The organism is Micromonospora humi (assembly GCF_900090105.1).
GTDB lineage: Bacteria > Actinomycetota > Actinomycetes > Mycobacteriales > Micromonosporaceae > Micromonospora > Micromonospora humi.
Genome location: NZ_FMDM01000009.1, coordinates 81,748 through 99,018 on the forward strand (window position 1 = coordinate 81,748; position 17,271 = coordinate 99,018).

The window sequence follows — 17,271 nt, forward strand, 5'->3', positions numbered from 1 at the left end:
CTGCGTTGCGACGTACCCTTTCCGCCCTCGGCGTGGCCGGCGCACTGCTCGCGGCGGCGGCCGTGGTGGTGCCGGCGGTGGCCGCCCAGGCCGGCCCGGACGCCCGCGCCGAGCGGCCCCGCGCGGCCCTGCGACCGCTCGTGATCGGCCATCGCGGGGCGAGCGGCTACCGCCCGGAACACACCCTGGAGTCCTACCGGCTGGCCATCCGACAGGGCGCCGACTTCATCGAGCCGGACCTGGTCTCGACGAAGGACGGCATCCTGGTCGCCCGGCACGAGAACGAGATCTCGGGTACGACCGACGTGGCCGCGCACCCCGAGTTCGCCGCCCGCAAGGCCACGAAGACCATCGACGGGGTCTCGGTGACCGGGTGGTTCACCGAGGACTTCACCCTGGCCGAGCTGAAGACGCTACGGGCCGAGGAGCGGCTGCCGCAGGTGCGGGTGACCAACACCGTGTTCGACGGGCGGTTCGAGATCCCCACCTTCCAGGAGGTCATCGACCTGGCCCGGACCGAGTCCAAGGCCCGCGGTCGGACCATCGGCGTCTACCCGGAGACGAAGCACCCGACCTACTTCGCGTCGATCGGTCGCGCACTGGAGGAGCCGCTGGTCGCGGTGCTCCGCCGGAACCGGCTGACCCACCGCGACGACCCGGTCTTCGTGCAGAGCTTCGAGACCGCCAACCTGCGCAAACTCGACACGATGATCGACGTGCGGCTGGTCCAGCTGATGGACGCGACCGGCGCGCCCTACGACCTCACCGCGGCCGGCGACCACCGGACCTACGCCGACCTGGCCACCGCCGCCGGCCTCGCCTGGGTCTCCCGGTACGCCGACGGCGTCGGCCTGAACAAGAACCTGATCGTGCCCCGCGACGCCGCCGGTCGGCTGCTCGCGCCGACCTCGGTGATCCGGGACGCGCACCGGCTCGGCCTGGTGGTGCACGCCTGGACGTTCCGCGCCGAGAACCAGTTCCTGCCACTCGACTTCCGCCTCGGCGCCGACCCGAACGCGCGCGGCGACATCACGTCCGAGTACGAGCTCTTCCTCGGGCTGGGCCTGGACGGCGTGTTCGCCGACCAGCCGGACACCGCCGTCGCGGCCCGCGCGGGCCGCTGACCCCCACTGCTCCTTGTCGTCGGCGAGCACGCCCGGCGACGCCGAAGTGCAACAACACCTCGGTGGGCGGCCAACCGGGCCGACTGAGCAACCGGGCGCGGATCAGCTCGAAGTCGAAGAACGACGTGGCCCCCATCGGCCCGCACACACCCATGGCGTTCCAGTCACGGCCCGTCCAGCCGGTGGGTGGAACGCTATGGGTGTCTCGGAGGGCCGGAGACGCCCATAGCGTTCCAGTGACGGCCCCGCCGGCTGGTGGGTGGAACGCTATGGGTGTCTTGGAGGGCCGCAGTAACGCGTCTCGGTTGGGGTGCCTCGGTGACCTGTCGGCAGGTCTGGGCGTGAGCGGTCCGGCGGCGTGACGAGCATTCACGATTGGCAAAGCCTCCACGGAAACGGACATTTCACCCAATACTGGCCTGGTTGTCCTGCAACAAGGGCAGGCGCTGTACGGGGGTTGTGAATGTCCATTCCTACGATGACACGCGCGCGGCGCCGGTGGTGCGCGGCCGCCGCCCTCACCCTGGTGGGCGGCCTGCTGCCGCTGATCGGGCCACAGGCGGCGACGCCGGCCCGCGCCGCCGACGCCACCCACGCGACGCTCGTCGTCAACAAGGGCGGCGACCGCACCGGCGAGCAGACCGTGGGGCCGCTGGCCGGCGCCACCTTCGACTTCTACGCGGGCGTCAGCGGGACACGGCCCGGCCCGGGCGCCACGCCGGACGCGTCCTGCACCACCGACGCCAGCGGCAGGTGCGCGGTCGACGTGCCCGGGCGGACCGGCACGAACCAGGGCTACTGGATCGTCGAGCGCAGCGCGCCGAGCGGTTGGCGCATCGTCGACAGCCTGGTCACCGGCAACGGCGGCAACGCGCCCTACCAGTCCACGCCGTACAACGGCGTGTTCACCGGTGCGGTGGCCAACAACCGGACGTACACCTTCCCGGCGGTGACCACCGGGAACACCAACCGGACCGCGCGCGGCGCGGTCTGGGCCGACGAGCGCGACAACCCGGCGTTGCCCGCCTCGTGCGGTCTGCGTGTCGCGCTGCTGATCGACGTGTCCGGGTCCATCACGCCCGACCTGCCGGTGGTGAAGAACGCGGCGAACGGGTTCGTCGACGCCCTGACCGGCACCCCGTCGGAGATCGGGCTCTACACGTTCGCGACCAACGCCAACGCGGTGCTCAACCCGATCCCGGTCTCCGACCAGACCGGCGCGAACACGGTCAAGAACGCGATCAACGGTCTCACCTCCGGCGGCACCACCAACTGGGACCAGGGCCTGTGGCAGATCGCCAACGCGCCCTACGACTACGACGCCGTGATCGTCCTGACCGACGGCAACCCCACCGTGTACGGCCCGCCGCCCGCCCAGGGATCCGGCAGCTTCACCCGCTTCGTGGAGGTGGAGAACGGCATCTTCTCCGCCAACGCGGTGAAGGCGCAGGGCACGCGGGTGGTCGCGGTCGGCGTCGGCGCCGGTGTCTCCGGCGCGCCGGACAACCTGGTCGCCATCTCCGGGCCGGCCGCCAACTCCGACTACTACCAGACCGACTACGACCGGCTCGCCGCCGTATTCCGGGAACTCGCCCTGGAGAACTGCCGGGGTACGGTCAGCGTGGTCAAGATGGTGATCCCGCAGGGCGGCGGTGACCCGCAGCCGACCGGTGGTTGGACGATCTCGTCCAGCAGCACCGGCGTGACCCCGCCGAGCGCCGTCACCGACACCGCCACCGGCGCGGTCAGCCTCGCCGTCGACCTCGGCACCCAGCCCAGTCGGGCGGTGGCGATCGCGGAGACGCCGCAGTCCGGGTACGCCCTGGTGCAGCAGGACGGTCTCAACGCCACCTGCACGGCCGGCGGCCAGCCCGTGCTGGTGACCAACAACGGCGACGCCGGCTTCAACGTGGACGCGCTCGCCAACGACGCGGTGACGTGCGTGATGATCAACCAGGCCGAACCCGAGCCGGCGACGGTGGTGGTGAACAAGACCTGGGTGGTCAACGGGGAAACCTTCCCGGACCCGCAGCAGGACGTCTCCATCCAGGCCGAACTGCTGCTACCCGGCCTCGACCAGCCCTCCTGGGGGGTGGAGTACGGCACCTTCCAGGCGGGGCAGTCGATCGTCGTCGACGAGAAGATCACCGCGCTGCCGCCCGGGTGCAGCAACACGGCCTCCGGTGACCTCGGTGAGCAGACGCTCGCCGCCGGCGCCAACACCTACCAGATCACCAACACGGTGACCTGCGAGACGCAGCTGATCCTGGCCAAGTCGGTGCAGAACCCGTACGGCGTGCCCGAGCCGCCGGCGACGGCCTGGGACCTGACCGCCCACGGGCCGAACGGGTTCACCGTGAAGAGCGGCGACCCCGCCCACCCGGTCGTCGACGGCGCCGTCTACTCGCTCGGCGAGAGCACCGTGCCCGGCTTCACCCAGACCGTGGTGCCGGGCGCGGTGATCGAGCCGCCGGCCACCGGTAGCTGGAGCTGCGGGGTCCGGGACCGCGCCGGGCCGGGGGTCAACCCCGACTTCGGCGGCGAGAACGGCCAGGTGGCCGTGCAGATCGGTCAGACCGTGGTCTGCATCGCGGTCAACCAGGCCCAGCCGGCGTTGCTGACCCTGGTCAAGGAGGTGCGCAACACCCACGGCGGCACCGCCGTGCCGACCGACTGGGTGCTCGGCGCCACCCCGCCGGCCGGCTCCGCCACGCCGGTCACCGGCCGCAGCGGCCAGCCCGCGGTGACGAAGGCGACGGTGAACCCGAACCTGGCCTACACGCTCGCCGAGAGCGACGGCCCGGCCGGGTACGAGCAGGTCGGCCCGCCCACCTGTGTGCTCACCGGCACCTCCACGCCGGTCCAGACGCCGGACAACGTGCTGACGCCGACGTTCGGGCAGGACATCACCTGCACGTTCGTCAACGCCGACGTGCCGCAGCCGCCGGGCACCGGCACGGTCACGCTGGTCAAGGAGGTGGCGAACACCTACGGCGGCACCGCCAAGCCGACCGACTGGGTGCTGAGCGCCACCCCGCCGCCGGGCTCCGGGGCGACCCCGGTCAGCGGGCGCAGCGGTGAGCCCGCGGTGACCGACGCCGAGGTGACCGCCGGTGTCCCGTACGGCCTGAGCGAGAGCGGCGGTCCGGCCGGGTACGAGCTGACGGAGCTGCGCTGCGTCTTCAACGACACCGGTGAGCCGGCGCCCACCCCGGGCAACGTGCTCACCCCGGCCGCGGGCCGGGCGTACACCTGCACCTGGCGCAACGGGCAGCTCGACCCGAACGGGGCGCACCTGACCCTGGTCAAGAAGGTGTGGGGCAAGGCCGCGCCGACCGACTGGACGCTGACCGCGGCGCCGGACAACGCGGCGACGCCGATCAGCGGGCCGTCCGGCAGTCCCGAGGTGACGGCGGTGCCGGTGCAGGTCGGGGTCGGCTACCGGCTCGGCGAGTCGGGCGGGCCGAAGGGCTACCAGCAGGTCGGACCGCCGGAGTGCGTGCTGACCGGCACCGACACCCCGGTTCCGGTGGCGGACGGGGTGGTCACCCCGGAGCGGGGGCAGGACATCACCTGCACCTTCACCAACCGGATGGCGGAGAAGCCCTTCCCGCCGTTCCATCCCGGCAAGCACCTGCCGGTCACCGGCATGAAGCTGACCGGACTGATCGGTGGCGGCGCGCTGGCGATGACCGGCGGCGTGGTGCTGACCGTCCTGGGCTGGCGCCGACGCCGGACGATGTGACCGACCAGGGTCGGCCGGTGAACGGCTGACCGGGGCGACGGCCCGGCGGGAGATCTTTCCCGCCGGGCCGTCGCGCGTGCCCGTCCGCGATGGGCCGGTCCGACATTGCGGCCGGGTCCCGCGTGGTGGGTCGGGCCATCCCGGGTCGGCGGGGTTACCAGGCGATGTCCGGCGTTGTAACGTGCGGCCATCCCGCTCCGGAGACTTGTGTGCGCCGACCACATAGCCCGTGGGTGACGTCACTTCTAGCGTGAGCCGACAACTGACATTCCCCTGTCCTCACCTGGAGTCGCAATGACGATCCGGCACACGCGACGGGTGTTCCTTTCCGCCGCCACGATGATGGCGGCCGCGCTGGCCGCCACGGCCTGTGGCAGCCCGCAGGACACCGCCTCCGGCGGCGGCGACGCCGCGCCGGTCAAGGTCGGCCTGGTCTACTCCCAGTCCGGGCCGCTGGCCAGCTACGGCAAGCAGTACATCGAGGGGTTCAAGGCCGGCCTCGACTTCGCCACCAAGGGCACCGGCAAGGTCGGTGACCGGACGATCGAGGTGACCGAGGCCGACGACGCCGGCGACCCGGCCAAGGCGGTGTCCGCCGCCAAGGACCTGATCGGCAAGGGCACGAAGATCATCGCCGGGTCGACCTCCTCCGGAGTGGCGCTCCAGGTGGCCCCGATCGCCGCGCAGAACAAGGTGCTGTTCATCTCCGGCCCGGCCGCCACCGACGCGGTGACCGGCGCGAACAAGTACACCTTCCGCTCCGGCCGGCAGTCCTGGCAGGACGTGGTGACCGCCAAGTCGTTCATCGGCGACGCGGCCGGCAAGAAGGTCGTGGTCTTCGCCCAGGACGGCGCGTTCGGCGACGCCAACGAGGCCGCCGTGAAGGCCGTCATCGGCGGCGCCGGCGCGACCGTGAGTAGCGTCCGCGCGCCGGCCAGCGCCACCGAGTTCACCCCGTTCGCCAGCCAGATCAAGGCCGCCAAGCCGGACCTGCTCTTCGTCGCCTGGGCCGGCACCACGGCCGGCGCCATGTGGCAGACGCTCGACCAGCAGGGCGTACTCGCCGCCACCACGGTCGTCACCGGCCTGGACATCCGCGCCTCCTGGCCGACGTTCGGCGCGGCCGGCAGCAAGATCTCCTTCCTGTCGCACTACTTCGACGGGGCCAGCGACACCGAGGCGGCCAAGGCCGCCAAGGCGAAGATCGCCGGCGGCACGCTGGACCTGTTCCACCCGGACGGGTTCGCCGCCGCGCAGATGGTCGTGCGGGCCGTGCAGGAGGGCGGCGACGACGTGGACAAGATGGTCACGGCGCTGGAGGGCTGGGAGTTCGAAGGCGTCAAGGGCACCATGAAGATCCGCGCCGAGGACCACGCGCTGCTCCAGCCGATGTACCAGGCCAAGCTGACCGGCAGCGGCACCGCGTTCACGGCGACCGCGCAGAAGACCCTGACCGGTGACGAGAGCGCGCCGCCGGTCGCGCAGATGAAGGGCTGAGAGGTGCTCGCCACCCGCGGTCTGACCTGGCGGATCGGTGAGGTCGCCATCGTCGACTCCGTCTACCTCGACCTTAAGCCGGGGGAGTTCCTCGGCGTGATCGGGCCCAACGGCGCCGGCAAGACCTCACTGTTCAACCTGATCACCGGCCTGCGCCGGCCCACCGAGGGCAGGGTCGTGCTGGACGGGGCGGACGTCACCATGCTCCCGGTGCACCGGCGGGCCCGGCTCGGCCTGGGGCGTACCTTCCAGGCGTCCTCGGTCTTCGGCTCGCTGACGGTGCGGGAGAACGTCCGGCTCGCCGTACAGGCGCACCGGGGTGGCTCGATGAAGCTGTGGCGGCGGGCGGCGGCCGACCGGGAGGTGGCCGCCGCCGCCGACGCGGCGCTCGACCGGGTCGGCCTGCACCACCGGGGTACGGCGCTGGCCGGCACGCTCGCCCACGGCGAGAAGCGCAAGCTGGAGATCGCCCTGCTGCTCGCCGGGGAACCCCGGGTGATGCTGCTGGACGAGCCGATGGCCGGGGTGAGCGCCGAGGACGTGCCCGAGCTGGTCAGCGTGATCAGGTCGCTGACCGGGGACAGCGGGCGGGCGGTGCTCATGGTGGAGCACCACATGGACGTGATCCTGGAGCTGGCCGACCGGATCGCCGTGATGCACCACGGCGCGCTGCTGGCCTGCGACACCCCGGACACGGTGATGGCCAACGCCACCGTGCAGGAGGCGTACCTGGGGGAGTCCCTATGAGTGAGCCTGTCCTGTCGGTGGAGGACCTGTCCGTGCGGATCGCCGGGCTGCACATCCTCCAGGGCGTGTCGTTCGAGGTGGCGCCGACCGGCGTCACCGTGCTGCTCGGGCGCAACGGCGTCGGCAAGACCACCACGTTGCGGGCGATCGTCGGGCTCACCCCGCGGGGCGGCGAGGTGCGTGGCACGGTGCGGATGGGCGCGCAGAGCCTGCTGGCCCGCCCCACCCACCGGTTGGTCCGCGGCGGCCTCGGCTACGTGCCGGAGGACCGGGACGTCTTCGCCGGGCTCACCGTCGCGGAGAACCTGCGGCTCGCCGAACGACGGGGCACCACCCCGGCGTACGACAAGGTCTTCGCGCTCTTCCCGGAGCTGGACCGGCGCGGACGGCAACGGGCCGGCTCGCTCTCCGGCGGGCAGCAGCAGATGCTCGCCATCGGCCGGGTGCTGCTCAACGACAACCGGCTGCTGCTGGTCGACGAGCCGACCAAGGGGTTGGCGCCGAAGGTGGTGACCGAGGTGGCCGAGGTGCTGGAACGGGTCGCGGAATCCGTGCCGGTGCTGCTCGTCGAGCAGAACCTGGCGGTGGTGCGGCGGCTGGCGTCCGACGCGGTGGTGCTCTCCGCCGGCCGGGTCGCCTGGACGGGTGACGCCCACGAACTGCTGCTGGAGACCGCGCTGACCAAGTCGCTGCTGGGTGTGGGTTCGGGGGAGGTGCACGCGTGAACACTGTGGTCCTGCTGACGCTGACCGGGCTGGGCCTGGCGGCGCTCTACTTCCTCGTCGCCTCCGGCCTGTCCCTGGTCTTCGGCCTCGCCGACGTGCTCAACTTCGCGCACGGCCTCTTCCTCGGCGTCGGCGCGTACGCGACCTGGTGGGCGGCGGGCAACCTGCCCGGCGCCGGGCCGGACGGCCTCGGCTTCGTGGTCGCGGTGCTCTTCGGGGTGCTGGCCGGCTCGCTGGTCGCGGTGCTGGTCGAGCTGGTGCTGATCCGGCCGCTCTACTCCCGCACCATCGAGCAGGTGCTGGTCACCGTCGGCCTGTCGCTGGCCGGCGTGGCGCTGCTCCAGGCCACCTGGGGCGCGGACCCGCGGACGTTCCCGCGCCCCGACTGGAGTCGGCAGGTGACAGCGGTGTTCGGCGCGCAGGTGCCGAACGCCGGGCTGCTGCTGATCGTCGCCGCCGTGGTGGTGCTCGGCGCGCTGCTGGCGTTCCTGCGCTGGACCCGCTACGGCCTGATCATCCGGGCCGGGGTGGAGAACCGGGAGATGGTCACCGCCCTCGGCATCGACGTGCGCAAGGCGTTCACGCTCGTCTTCGCGATCGGCGGGGCGGCCGCCGCGCTGGCCGGCGCGCTCGGTGGCGTCTACTTCGGCACCGTCTCGCCCGGCCAGGGCGGCTCGCTGCTGATCTTCGCCTTCATCGTGGTGGTGATCGGCGGGATGGGCTCGGTGGTCGGGTCCGCGTACGCGGCGGTCGCGGTGGGGCTGCTGCAACAGTTCGTCAACTACTACGGCACGTCCGGCCTGGGTGACCTGTGCGTCGTCGGGCTGCTCGCCGTGGTGCTGCTGCTGCGTCCGCAGGGCCTGGCCGGAAAGGTGGCTCACGCATGACCAACTCGGTGGTCGACGCGCCCCCGGCGCAGGTGCCCGACGAACTGACCCCCGGACGTTCCCGCTGGCACGGCCTGCGCCCGTACCTGCCGTTGGTGGCGTTGGTGGTGGCGGCCGTGCTGCCGTACTCGACGCTGAACCTGCCCGGCATCTTCGAGGGGCCGCTGAACTCGCCGGGCACGCTGCAACTGCTCGCCATCTGCCTGGTCTTCGGCGGTCTCGCGGCCGGCTACGACCTGCTGTTCGGGCGCACCGGAATGCTCTCCTTCGGGCACGCGCTCTACTTCGCCGCCGGCGTGTACGGAACCGACGTGCTGGTCACCAAGGCCGGGCTGCCGCTGTGGCAGGCGGCGGTGCTGACCGTCATCGGTGGGACCACGCTGGCCGCGCTGCTCGGCGCGGTCGCGCTGCGCACCGTGGGCATCGCGTTCGCCATGGTGACGCTCGCCTTCGCGCAGGTCGGGGCGATCCTGGTGGCCCGGGACTTCGGCGGGCTGACCGGCGGGGAGGAGGGGCTGCCACTGGACGTGTCCGGGCTGCCGGCGGCGCTGGTGGGCGTCACCAACACGGTCAACCTCTACTGGCTGGCGCTGGCCTACCTGGCGCTCGTGGTGCTGGTGGTGCACCGGGTCAGCGGTTCGCCGACCGGGCGGGTGCTGGCCGGGCTGCGCGACGACGAGCGGCGGATCGGGGTGCTCGGGCTCGACCCGTACCGGTTCAAGCTGGTCACGTTCACCCTGGCGGGCGGCCTGGCGAGCGCCGGCGGCGTGGTCTACGTGCTGATCGTGGGCGGGGCCAGCCCGCACATCACGTCGTCCGAGCTGACGCTGTCGCTGCTGGTCATGGTGGTGCTCGGCGGCCCGGGCACCCGGTGGGGCCCGGTGCTGGGCGGCGTCCTCTACATGTACCTGGACCACCGGCTCACCGCGTTCGGCAGCAGCGACGCGGTCAACAGCCTCCCCGCGTTCCTGAGCCACCCGCTGAGCCAGCCCCTGTTCGTCCTGGGCACGGTCTTCATCCTGGCCGTCTACTTCTTCCCCGGCGGCCTGGCCAGCCTCCGCACCCGCCTGGCCCCCCTCCGCACCGCCCTCCGCCCCCGCCGCTGACCCCGCCCGCCCCGCCCGCCTCCCGCCCGCCCCGCCCCCGCCTCGTCGATCATGAAGTTATCGGCACGACACGCCGTCTACGGTGCCGCTAACTTCATGATCGACGGGTTCGGGAGTCGGGCGGTTCGGGAGTCGGGGAGGGGTTGGCATGGGAGAGCAGGGACGACGGCTGGCGGTGGTCAGCGGGGGTGGGACCGGGATCGGGGCCGCGGTGGCGCGGGGGCTCGTGGCGGACGGGTTCGACGTGCTCGTGGTCGGGCGGCGGGGGGACGTGCTGGACGCGGCGGCTCGGGAGATCTCCGCCGAGTGTGGACGGGCGGGTGCCGTCGTCCCGGTGGTCGCGGACCTGACCGATCCGGGGCAGATCCCGGCCGTGGTCGACGCGGTCGGCGAGCGGGCCGTGGACGCGATCGTCAACAACGCCGGCGGCTACCTCGGCGGGCCGACCGGCACCCTCGACGAGGTGGCCGCCTGGTGGCGCGCCAACCTCGACGCCAACGTGCTCACCGCGGTGCTGCTCACCGAGGCGCTGCTGCCCGCCCTGCGCCGCCCCGGCGGCCGGGTGGTCCTGCTCAGCTCCATCGCCGCCCAGCGCGGCGGGGGCGGGCCCTACTCGGCGGCCAAGGCGGCGCTGCACGGCTGGGCGTACGACCTGGCCGGGCAGCTCGGCCCGGACCGGATCACGGTCAACGTGGTCAGCCCCGGATACGTCGCCGAGACCGAGTTCTTCGGCGACCGGATGACGCCGGAGGGGCACGCCAAGCGGGTGGCGGCCACCCTGGTCGGGCGGGCCGGGGTGCCGGACGACATCGCCGCCGCGGTGCGCTACCTGGTCGGCCCGTCGGCCGGCTACGTCACCGGGCAGGTCCTCGGCGTCAACGGCGGCTCCGTCCTCGGCCGCTGACCCGCCGCGACGGGCGGCGGCCCCCCGTGTGGCCGCCGCCCGTCCGCGCACGTCGTGGGTCAGCCGTTGAGCATCTCGTACGCCGAGGACGGCGCGTTCTGCACGTCGTCACCGGTGGGCGCGGCGATCTTCGGCGCCTTGCCGTAGTCGTAGTACTTCGTGACGAGCTTCATCGCCTTCTGCTTGCCGGCCGCCGGCACGTCCAGGGTCAGCGAGGTCAGGTTGCCGTCCGGGCCGACGACGGCGGTGAACGGCACCTTCCGGCCCGCCTCGCCCAGCGCCTTCAGGTCCACGTTCTCGAACGTGGACTGCACGTCGGCGTTGTCGGTCAGGTCCGCCAGCCCGGTGTACGTACCGTTGCCCTTGTCCGTCACCGTGTCCGCGGTGCGGATGACCGCGGCCGTGTTGCCCGGGTCGGCGCCCTGGTAGGCCGGGATGCTCGCCTCGTCCTTGAGCTTGTCCCGGTCCATCGCCATCCAGCGCTTCGGCAGCTTGAGCATCTCGTGCAGGCCGGGCAGGCCGGTCAGCTTGACCCGCATCCACAGATCCTTGTCGATCCAGCGGAACGTCATGGCCATGGTGAACTTCGGGTCGTCGTTCTGCTGCTTGAGGGCGAGGTCCATGGCCTCGGTGGCCGGGTCCAGCACGCCGGTGTACTTGTCGGCGCCGTCCTGGAGCAGGAACCGGAAGCCCGGGTCCTGCTCGTTCGGCACGGCGGCCAGCAGAGCGGCCTTCGGGTCGGGCGAGGCGGAGGGCGCGGGACCGGCGCCCTCCGAGGAGTCCCCGGTGCCGCACCCGGCGGCCAGGGCGGTGGTGGCCAGCACGGCGGCCGTGCGGAGCACGATCCGCCGGACGGTCGCGGCGGTGCCGTTTCGCTGCGTCATCTTGTTCGACTCTCTTTCCCGGGTCGGGTTGTCGCCGGGAAGCATCGCAGGCCGCCACGGCCGCTCCGCTGCCGATATGCTGCCGTCCGACTGCCGTCGGCCACGGCGGACGACGGCCGGGGGTACGGGGGCGGAAACTCGCATGTCAGAGGCGCTGCGCTTCGAGCTCCTCGGTCCACAGCGGGCCTGGCACGCCGACCGTCCGCTCGATCTGGGCCCGGCCAAACAGCGGGCCGTGCTGGCCGTGCTGCTGCTCGCCGCCGGCCGTCCGGTCCACACCGGCCAGATCGTCGAGGCGGTGTGGCCGGAGGAGACGCCGGTCAACGGCGCCAACGTGGTGCAGAAGCACGTGGCCGGCCTGCGCCGGGTGCTGGAGCCGGACCGGTCACCGCGTACCCCGGCCCGGGTGCTCACCCTGACCGACGCCGGCTACGTGCTGCGGGTCGCGCCGGAGGCGGTGGACTCGACCCGGTTCGAGCGGGGTGTCCAGCGCGCCCGGCAGGCGCAGGCGGCCGGGCGTACGGCGGAGGCACTGGCCGATCTGGACGCCGTGCTGGAGCTGTGGCAGGGCGAGCCGTTCACCGGGTTCACCGGGCCCTGGTTCGACGCCGCCCGGCACCGGCTGGTCGAGCTGCGGGCGGTCGCGCTGGAGACACGCACCGAGCTGGAACTGGCCGCCGGCCGGCACGACGAGGCGGTCGGCCGGCTGGTCGAGCTGATCGCCGAGTTCCCGGTCCGCGAGCGGCTGCGTCTCCAGCTCATGCTGGCGCTGCACCGCAGCGGCCGGCAGGCCGAGGCGCTGGCCGCCTACCGGGACTTCGCCACCCTGCTGCGCGACGAGTACGGCATCGAGCCCGGTGAGCCGCTCCAGACCCTGCACCGGCGCATCCTCCGCTCCGACCCGGGCCTCCGGCCGACCTCGGGCGCACCGGCCGCCTCCGACGCGCCGGCGCACGGGCACGGTGGCGCCGGCCACGAGCGCAATCGCTCACCCATGCCGCTGCCGAACCACCAGGCCCCGCCGATCCGGCCCACCGCGCCGGTCGAGCCCACCGCGCCGGTCGAGCCCACCGCGCCGGTCGAGCCCACCGCGCCGGTCGAGCCCACCGCGCCGGTCGAGCCCACCGCGCCGGTCGAGCTCACGATCCCGGCGGAGCCCCCGAACTCGGCGGAGCCCCCGATCTCGGCCCAGCCCTCGACCCCGGTCGTCCCGGTTCCGGCCGGCGTACCGGCCCAGCCCTCGGCCCCGGTCAGCCCGGCGCATCCCGCGAGCCCGGTCCAGCCTTCGCCGGCGAGCCCCGCGGGACCGACGTCGGCCCCGCCAGCCTGGCACCGGCCCGGAGGACCGCCGATGCCGCTGCCGGCGACCCCCCGCGGGCATCGCGGCATCCCGGGCTGGCTCAGCGTGGGTGCCACCGCGCTGGGCGCGTTGATCGCCCTGCTCTCCTTCGGCCTGCTCACCTGGCTGGTGGTGGGCGGATACGCGATCTGGCGGCGGAGCTGGGGCAACGCCCTCGCGGCGGTCTACTACCTGACCCTCGGGGCGGCGTTCGTCATCATCATCGGCTCCAGCGAGACGGAGGAGGTGAGCGACCCGGAGGGCGCGCTGATCTTCCTCTGGCTGATCACCTGGGCGGCCGGTGTGCTGCACGTGACGCTGCTCAACGGCCGGTTCCTCGCCTGGGTCGGCACCTACCGGCGGCGCGGACCGGCCCCGGCCGGCCGGCTGCGTCGGGAGCACGCCCGCTACCTGCTCTACCACTATCCGACGGCCCGCGGCGAGCTGCGGATCGGCCGTCCCGACCTGCCCCGGGGATACGACGACGGAGGGCTGGTCGACATCAACTCGGTGCCGGAGCACGTGGTCGTCGAGCTGCCCGGCCTCAGCCCGAGCCAGGCCCAGCACCTGGTGCTGGACCGACGGGTACGCGGCCCGTACACCTCGATGGAGGAACTGGCGGCGCGGTGCCTGCTGCCGCCGGCGATCAGTGATCCGCTGCGGGAGCTGCTGCTCTTCCTGCCGCCCGAGCCGCCGCCCGGCCCGCCGGTCGCGCCCGCCTCCCCTGGTAGACATGGCGGATGAGTCAGGATCGGATGGCTGTGCGGGAGCGGGCCGAGGCGGTGCTGCGGCGGCTGGCCGGGGACCACGCGAGGCTGCGCGAGGACCAGTGGCGGGCCATCGAGGCGCTCGTCGTCGACCGGCGGCGGGTGCTCTGCGTGCAGCGCACCGGCTGGGGCAAGTCGGCCGTCTACTTCGTGGCCACCGCGCTGCTGCGCGAGCACGGTGAGCACGGGCCCACCGTGATCGTCTCGCCGCTGCTGGCGTTGATGCGCAACCAGGTCGACTCCGCCGCAAGGGCCGGCATCCGGGCCCGCACCATCAACTCGGCCAACCTCGACGAGTGGGACGAGATCACCGCCGAGATCAACGCCGGGGCCGTCGACGTGCTGCTGATCAGCCCGGAGCGCCTCAACAACCCGGACTTCCGCGACGGTGTGCTGCCGAAGCTCGCCGCCACCACCGGGCTGCTGGTGGTGGACGAGGCGCACTGCGTCTCCGACTGGGGGCACGACTTCCGCCCCGACTACCGGCGGCTGCGGACGTTCCTGGCCAACCTGCCCGAGCGCACGCCGGTGCTGGCCACCACCGCGACCGCCAACGCCCGGGTCACCCGCGACGTGGCGGAGCAGTTGGGTGACGCCCTGGTGCTGCGCGGCACGCTGGACCGGGAGTCGCTGCGGCTCGGCGTCCTCGACCTGCCCAGCCCGGCGCACCGCCTGGCCTGGTTGGCCGACCACCTGGACCGGCTGCCCGGCTCCGGCATCGTCTACACACTGACCGTGGCCGCGGCCACCGAGACGACCGAGTTCCTCCGGGCCCGCGGCTGGTCGGTGGCGGCCTACACCGGGCAGGCCGAGGACGCCGACCGCCGCGCCGCCGAGCAGGACCTGCTGGACAACAAGATCAAGGCGCTGGTGGCGACCAGCGCGCTCGGCATGGGCTTCGACAAGCCCGACCTCGGCTTCGTGGTGCACCTCGGCGCGCCGCCCTCGCCGATCGCCTACTACCAGCAGGTCGGCCGCGCCGGCCGCGCCGTCGACCAGGCCGAGGTGCTGCTCCTGCCCGGCGTCGAGGACGCCGCGATCTGGCGCTACTTCGCCTCGCTGGCCTTCCCGCCCGAGGAGCAGGTCCGCGCCGTGCTCGCCGCGCTGGACACCACCCGCCCGATCTCCACCCAGGCCCTCGAACCGGTCGTCGACCTGCGCCGGGCCCGCCTGGAGCTGATGCTCAAGGTGCTCGACGTGGACGGCGCGGTCCGCCGGGTCCGCGGCGGCTGGCTCGCCACCGGCGAGCCCTGGGTCTACGACGAGGCCCGCCTGCGGCGCGTCGCCGACGCGCGCACCGCCGAGCAGCGGGCCATGCTCCAGTACGCGGCCACCTCCGACTGCCGGATGCGCTACCTGCGGGAAGGGCTCGACGACGCCGGTGCCCAGGACTGCGGCCGGTGCGACAACTGCGCGGGCCCGCTGTTCGCCGCCGAGGTGTCCGCCGAGGCGCTCACCGCCGCGCAGACCTTCCTCGGCCGCCCCGGCGTCCAGATCGCGCCGAAGAAGCTCTGGCCGACCGGGTTGGACGCGGTGGGCGTACCCCTGAAGGGCCGGATCGCGCCGGCGGAGCAGGCGCTGCCCGGGCGAGCCGTGGGCCGGCTGTCCGACCTGGGGTGGGGCGGGCGACTGCGGGGCCTGGTCGGGCCGGAGGCGCCGGACGGTCCGGTGCCCGACGACGTGGCCGCGGCCGTGGTCGAGGTGTTGAAGGCGTGGGCGCACGGCGACGACCCCTGGCCGCGCCGCCCGGCCGGCGTGGTCGCGGTCGGCTCCCGGACCCGGCCGCTGCTGGTCGGTTCGCTGGCCGAGCGGATCGCCGCGGTCGGCCGGCTGCCGTTGCTCGGCGTGGTCGTCCCGACCGGTCCGGCCGGCGCCGGCGGGCCGCGCGGCAACAGCGCCCAGCGGGTACGCGCGCTGCACGACGCCTTCCACGTGCCCGAGGAGCTGACCGACGCGCTGCCCGGCCTGGACGGGCCGGTGCTGCTCGTCGACGACCTGGTCGACTCGGGCTGGACGATGGGCATGGTGGCGCGTCTGCTGCGCCGCGCCGGCGCGCCGGACGTGCTGCCGCTCGCGCTCGCCACGGTGTAAGGCGGGGCCCCCTTTTAACGCTTTCGGTAGAGGAAGGGGCCCCGCTTAACACCTGGCAGGTGCGAGCGGCACACCCGGCAGGTGCGAGCGGCGCCACCGTCCGCGCGGGCGTCGTCGGCGGGCCACCCGGCCGGCGGTACCGTGGGGCCATGACCGAGCAGCGACCCGTCGTCCAGACGTACACCGTGACCGGGATGACCTGCGAACACTGCGTCCGTGCGGTGACCGAGGAGCTGTCCGCGCTGCCGGGCGTCGACGAGGTCCGGATCGACCTGGCCGGGGGCACGGCCACGGTCACCAGCGCGGCCCCGCTGCCGGTGGAGTCCGTCCGCGCCGCCGTCGACGAGGCGGGCTACGAGCTGGTCGGCGGCGTTGCCTGAGTCCACTGCCTCCGCGGTCGACGGTCCGGCGACCGCCGACCGCGCCCGGCCGGACGGTCCCGTGCCGGCGGCCGGTGGTGCGGCGGTCGGCTCGACCGACCGCGCGGCCGGTCCCGGTGCCACCGGCCCGGTCGCGGTGGACCGCGAGACGCTGCGGCTGGCGCTGGTGGTCGGTGGCCTGGTGCTGGCCGTGCTGCTCGGCTTCGGGCTGGGCCGGCTGAACCCGCCCGCGAACCCGGCCGGGGCCGCTCCGGGCGGTGCGACCTCCGCCGCCGTCGCCGGCGACCACTCCCACGCGCCGGGGGCCGGCGCGCACTCCCACGACGGCGCCACGATCACCCAGGGTGGTGGCGACGGCGCGACCGGCCTGTCGATCAGTTCGGCCGGCTACACGCTCGTCCCGTCCGGCCCGGAGCCGACCGCCGGCCGCGTCGGTGAGCTGCGGTTCCAGATCCGCGACGACGCGCGCCGGGCGGTCACCCGGTTCGCCGTCGTGCACGACAAGCCGATGCACGTGATCGTGGTGCGCCGCGACCTCACCGGCTACCGGCACCTGCACCCGACGATGTCCGCCGACGGGACCTGGTCGGTGCCGTTGCCGCCGTCCGACCCGGGCGCCTGGCGGATGTACGCGGACTTCACCGCGGTCGCCGACGACGGTCGGCAGGTCGCCACGGTGCTCGGCGCCGATCTGGCGGTGCCCGGCGGGTACGCGCCCCGCCCGCTGCCCGCCCCGGCCACGACGGCCACGGTCGACGGGTTCACCGCCGCGTACACCGGCACGCCCGAGGTGGGGCGCGCGGCCCCGCTGCGGTTCCGGGTGACCGGCGCCGACGGCGGTGCCGCGCCGTTGGAGCCCTACCTGGGCGCGTACGGGCACCTGGTCGCGTTGCGCGAGGGTGACCTCGGCTACCTGCACGTGCACCCGGAGCCGGTGCGCGACGGCGACGCGGTCACGTTCTGGTTGACCGCGCCCGGGCCGGGTCGCTATCGGATGTTCCTGGACTTCCAGGTTGCCGGCGTGGTGCGCACCGCCGCGTTCACTCTCACGGTCGCCTGACCCGGGCCGGGGACG

General features: G+C 73.6%; 13 protein-coding genes. 12 read left to right on the forward strand and 1 reads right to left on the reverse strand.

Translation table 11 applies throughout. The features are described 5' to 3' along the window. The first annotated feature begins 5 nt into the window (after positions 1 to 5). From GA0070213_RS18215 to GA0070213_RS18255, 8 genes are all read left to right on the forward strand, one after another. Entirely contained in the window at positions 6 to 1,124 is a 1,119-nt protein-coding gene (locus tag GA0070213_RS18215; RefSeq protein ID WP_091065557.1) for a glycerophosphodiester phosphodiesterase, read from the forward strand. Positions 1,125 to 1,602: 478 nt separating this feature from the next. Then, positions 1,603 to 4,869, forward strand: a complete 3,267-nt coding sequence (locus GA0070213_RS18225) for a VWA domain-containing protein (protein WP_091065562.1) — start codon at positions 1,603 to 1,605, stop codon at positions 4,867 to 4,869. A gap of 294 nt (positions 4,870 to 5,163) precedes the next feature. Beyond that, on the forward strand, positions 5,164 to 6,366 hold the full coding sequence (locus GA0070213_RS18230) for a substrate-binding domain-containing protein (protein WP_091065565.1): 1,203 nt from the start codon (positions 5,164 to 5,166) through the stop codon (positions 6,364 to 6,366). A gap of 3 nt (positions 6,367 to 6,369) precedes the next feature. Further along, the gene (locus tag GA0070213_RS18235; RefSeq protein ID WP_091065569.1) at positions 6,370 to 7,113 is read left to right on the forward strand and encodes an ABC transporter ATP-binding protein; all 744 of its coding nucleotides are present in this window, start codon (positions 6,370 to 6,372) and stop codon (positions 7,111 to 7,113) included. After that, a complete protein-coding gene (locus GA0070213_RS18240; protein ID WP_091065572.1) occupies positions 7,110 to 7,838 on the forward strand; it encodes an ABC transporter ATP-binding protein in 729 nt (242 codons plus the stop codon). The genes GA0070213_RS18235 and GA0070213_RS18240 overlap by 4 nt, the downstream gene beginning before the upstream one ends. Continuing rightward, a complete protein-coding gene (locus tag GA0070213_RS18245) occupies positions 7,835 to 8,725 on the forward strand; it encodes a branched-chain amino acid ABC transporter permease (protein WP_091065576.1) in 891 nt (296 codons plus the stop codon). The genes GA0070213_RS18240 and GA0070213_RS18245 overlap by 4 nt, the downstream gene beginning before the upstream one ends. Next, the gene (locus GA0070213_RS18250; protein WP_091065579.1) at positions 8,722 to 9,831 is read left to right on the forward strand and encodes a branched-chain amino acid ABC transporter permease; all 1,110 of its coding nucleotides are present in this window, start codon (positions 8,722 to 8,724) and stop codon (positions 9,829 to 9,831) included. Before GA0070213_RS18245 ends, GA0070213_RS18250 begins: the two co-directional genes overlap by 4 nt. 148 nt (positions 9,832 to 9,979) lie before the next feature. Next, positions 9,980 to 10,735 carry an SDR family NAD(P)-dependent oxidoreductase gene (locus GA0070213_RS18255; RefSeq protein ID WP_091065582.1) on the forward strand — a complete coding sequence of 252 codons (756 nt, stop codon included), beginning with the start codon at positions 9,980 to 9,982 and terminating at the stop codon, positions 10,733 to 10,735. 59 nt (positions 10,736 to 10,794) lie between these two features. On the opposite strand, the gene GA0070213_RS18260 is transcribed toward GA0070213_RS18255, so the two are convergent. Next, on the reverse strand, positions 10,795 to 11,619 hold the full coding sequence (locus GA0070213_RS18260) for a hypothetical protein (RefSeq protein ID WP_091065586.1): 825 nt from the start codon (positions 11,617 to 11,619) through the stop codon (positions 10,795 to 10,797). A 142-nt stretch (positions 11,620 to 11,761) separates the two neighbouring features. On the opposite strand from GA0070213_RS18260, the gene GA0070213_RS18265 reads away from it, so the two are divergent. The 4 genes from GA0070213_RS18265 to GA0070213_RS18280 all read left to right on the forward strand — a co-directional run bounded on the left by GA0070213_RS18265 (position 11,762) and on the right by GA0070213_RS18280 (position 17,256). Next, positions 11,762 to 13,702: an AfsR/SARP family transcriptional regulator gene (locus tag GA0070213_RS18265; RefSeq protein ID WP_091065589.1), complete on the forward strand. Its 1,941-nt coding sequence runs from the start codon at positions 11,762 to 11,764 to the stop codon at positions 13,700 to 13,702. Further along, entirely contained in the window at positions 13,699 to 15,816 is a 2,118-nt protein-coding gene (locus GA0070213_RS18270) for a RecQ family ATP-dependent DNA helicase (protein WP_091065592.1), read from the forward strand. The genes GA0070213_RS18265 and GA0070213_RS18270 overlap by 4 nt, the downstream gene beginning before the upstream one ends. Before the next feature lie 149 nt (positions 15,817 to 15,965). Continuing rightward, complete coding sequence (locus GA0070213_RS18275) at positions 15,966 to 16,196, forward strand: heavy-metal-associated domain-containing protein (RefSeq protein WP_091065596.1); 231 nt, start codon at positions 15,966 to 15,968, stop codon at positions 16,194 to 16,196. Between the two features lie 61 nt (positions 16,197 to 16,257). Beyond that, the gene (locus GA0070213_RS18280) at positions 16,258 to 17,256 is read left to right on the forward strand and encodes a hypothetical protein (protein WP_425412845.1); all 999 of its coding nucleotides are present in this window, start codon (positions 16,258 to 16,260) and stop codon (positions 17,254 to 17,256) included. The last annotated feature ends 15 nt before the right edge of the window (positions 17,257 to 17,271 follow it).

Excerpts from the sequence above, each read along its gene's own strand:
- GA0070213_RS18225 (WP_091065562.1), top strand. The coding sequence starts at position 1,603 with ATGACACGCGCGCGGCGCCGGTGGTGCGCGGCCGCCGCCCTCACCCTG.
- GA0070213_RS18230 (WP_091065565.1), top strand. The coding sequence starts at position 5,164 with ATGACGATCCGGCACACGCGACGGGTGTTCCTTTCCGCCGCCACGATG.
- GA0070213_RS18240 (WP_091065572.1), top strand. The coding sequence starts at position 7,110 with ATGAGTGAGCCTGTCCTGTCGGTGGAGGACCTGTCCGTGCGGATCGCC.
- GA0070213_RS18250 (WP_091065579.1), top strand. The coding sequence starts at position 8,722 with ATGACCAACTCGGTGGTCGACGCGCCCCCGGCGCAGGTGCCCGACGAA.
- GA0070213_RS18255 (WP_091065582.1), top strand. The coding sequence starts at position 9,980 with ATGGGAGAGCAGGGACGACGGCTGGCGGTGGTCAGCGGGGGTGGGACC.
- GA0070213_RS18260 (WP_091065586.1), bottom strand. The coding sequence starts at position 11,619 with ATGACGCAGCGAAACGGCACCGCCGCGACCGTCCGGCGGATCGTGCTC.
- GA0070213_RS18265 (WP_091065589.1), top strand. The coding sequence starts at position 11,762 with ATGTCAGAGGCGCTGCGCTTCGAGCTCCTCGGTCCACAGCGGGCCTGG.
- GA0070213_RS18270 (WP_091065592.1), top strand. The coding sequence starts at position 13,699 with ATGAGTCAGGATCGGATGGCTGTGCGGGAGCGGGCCGAGGCGGTGCTG.
- GA0070213_RS18275 (WP_091065596.1), top strand. The coding sequence starts at position 15,966 with ATGACCGAGCAGCGACCCGTCGTCCAGACGTACACCGTGACCGGGATG.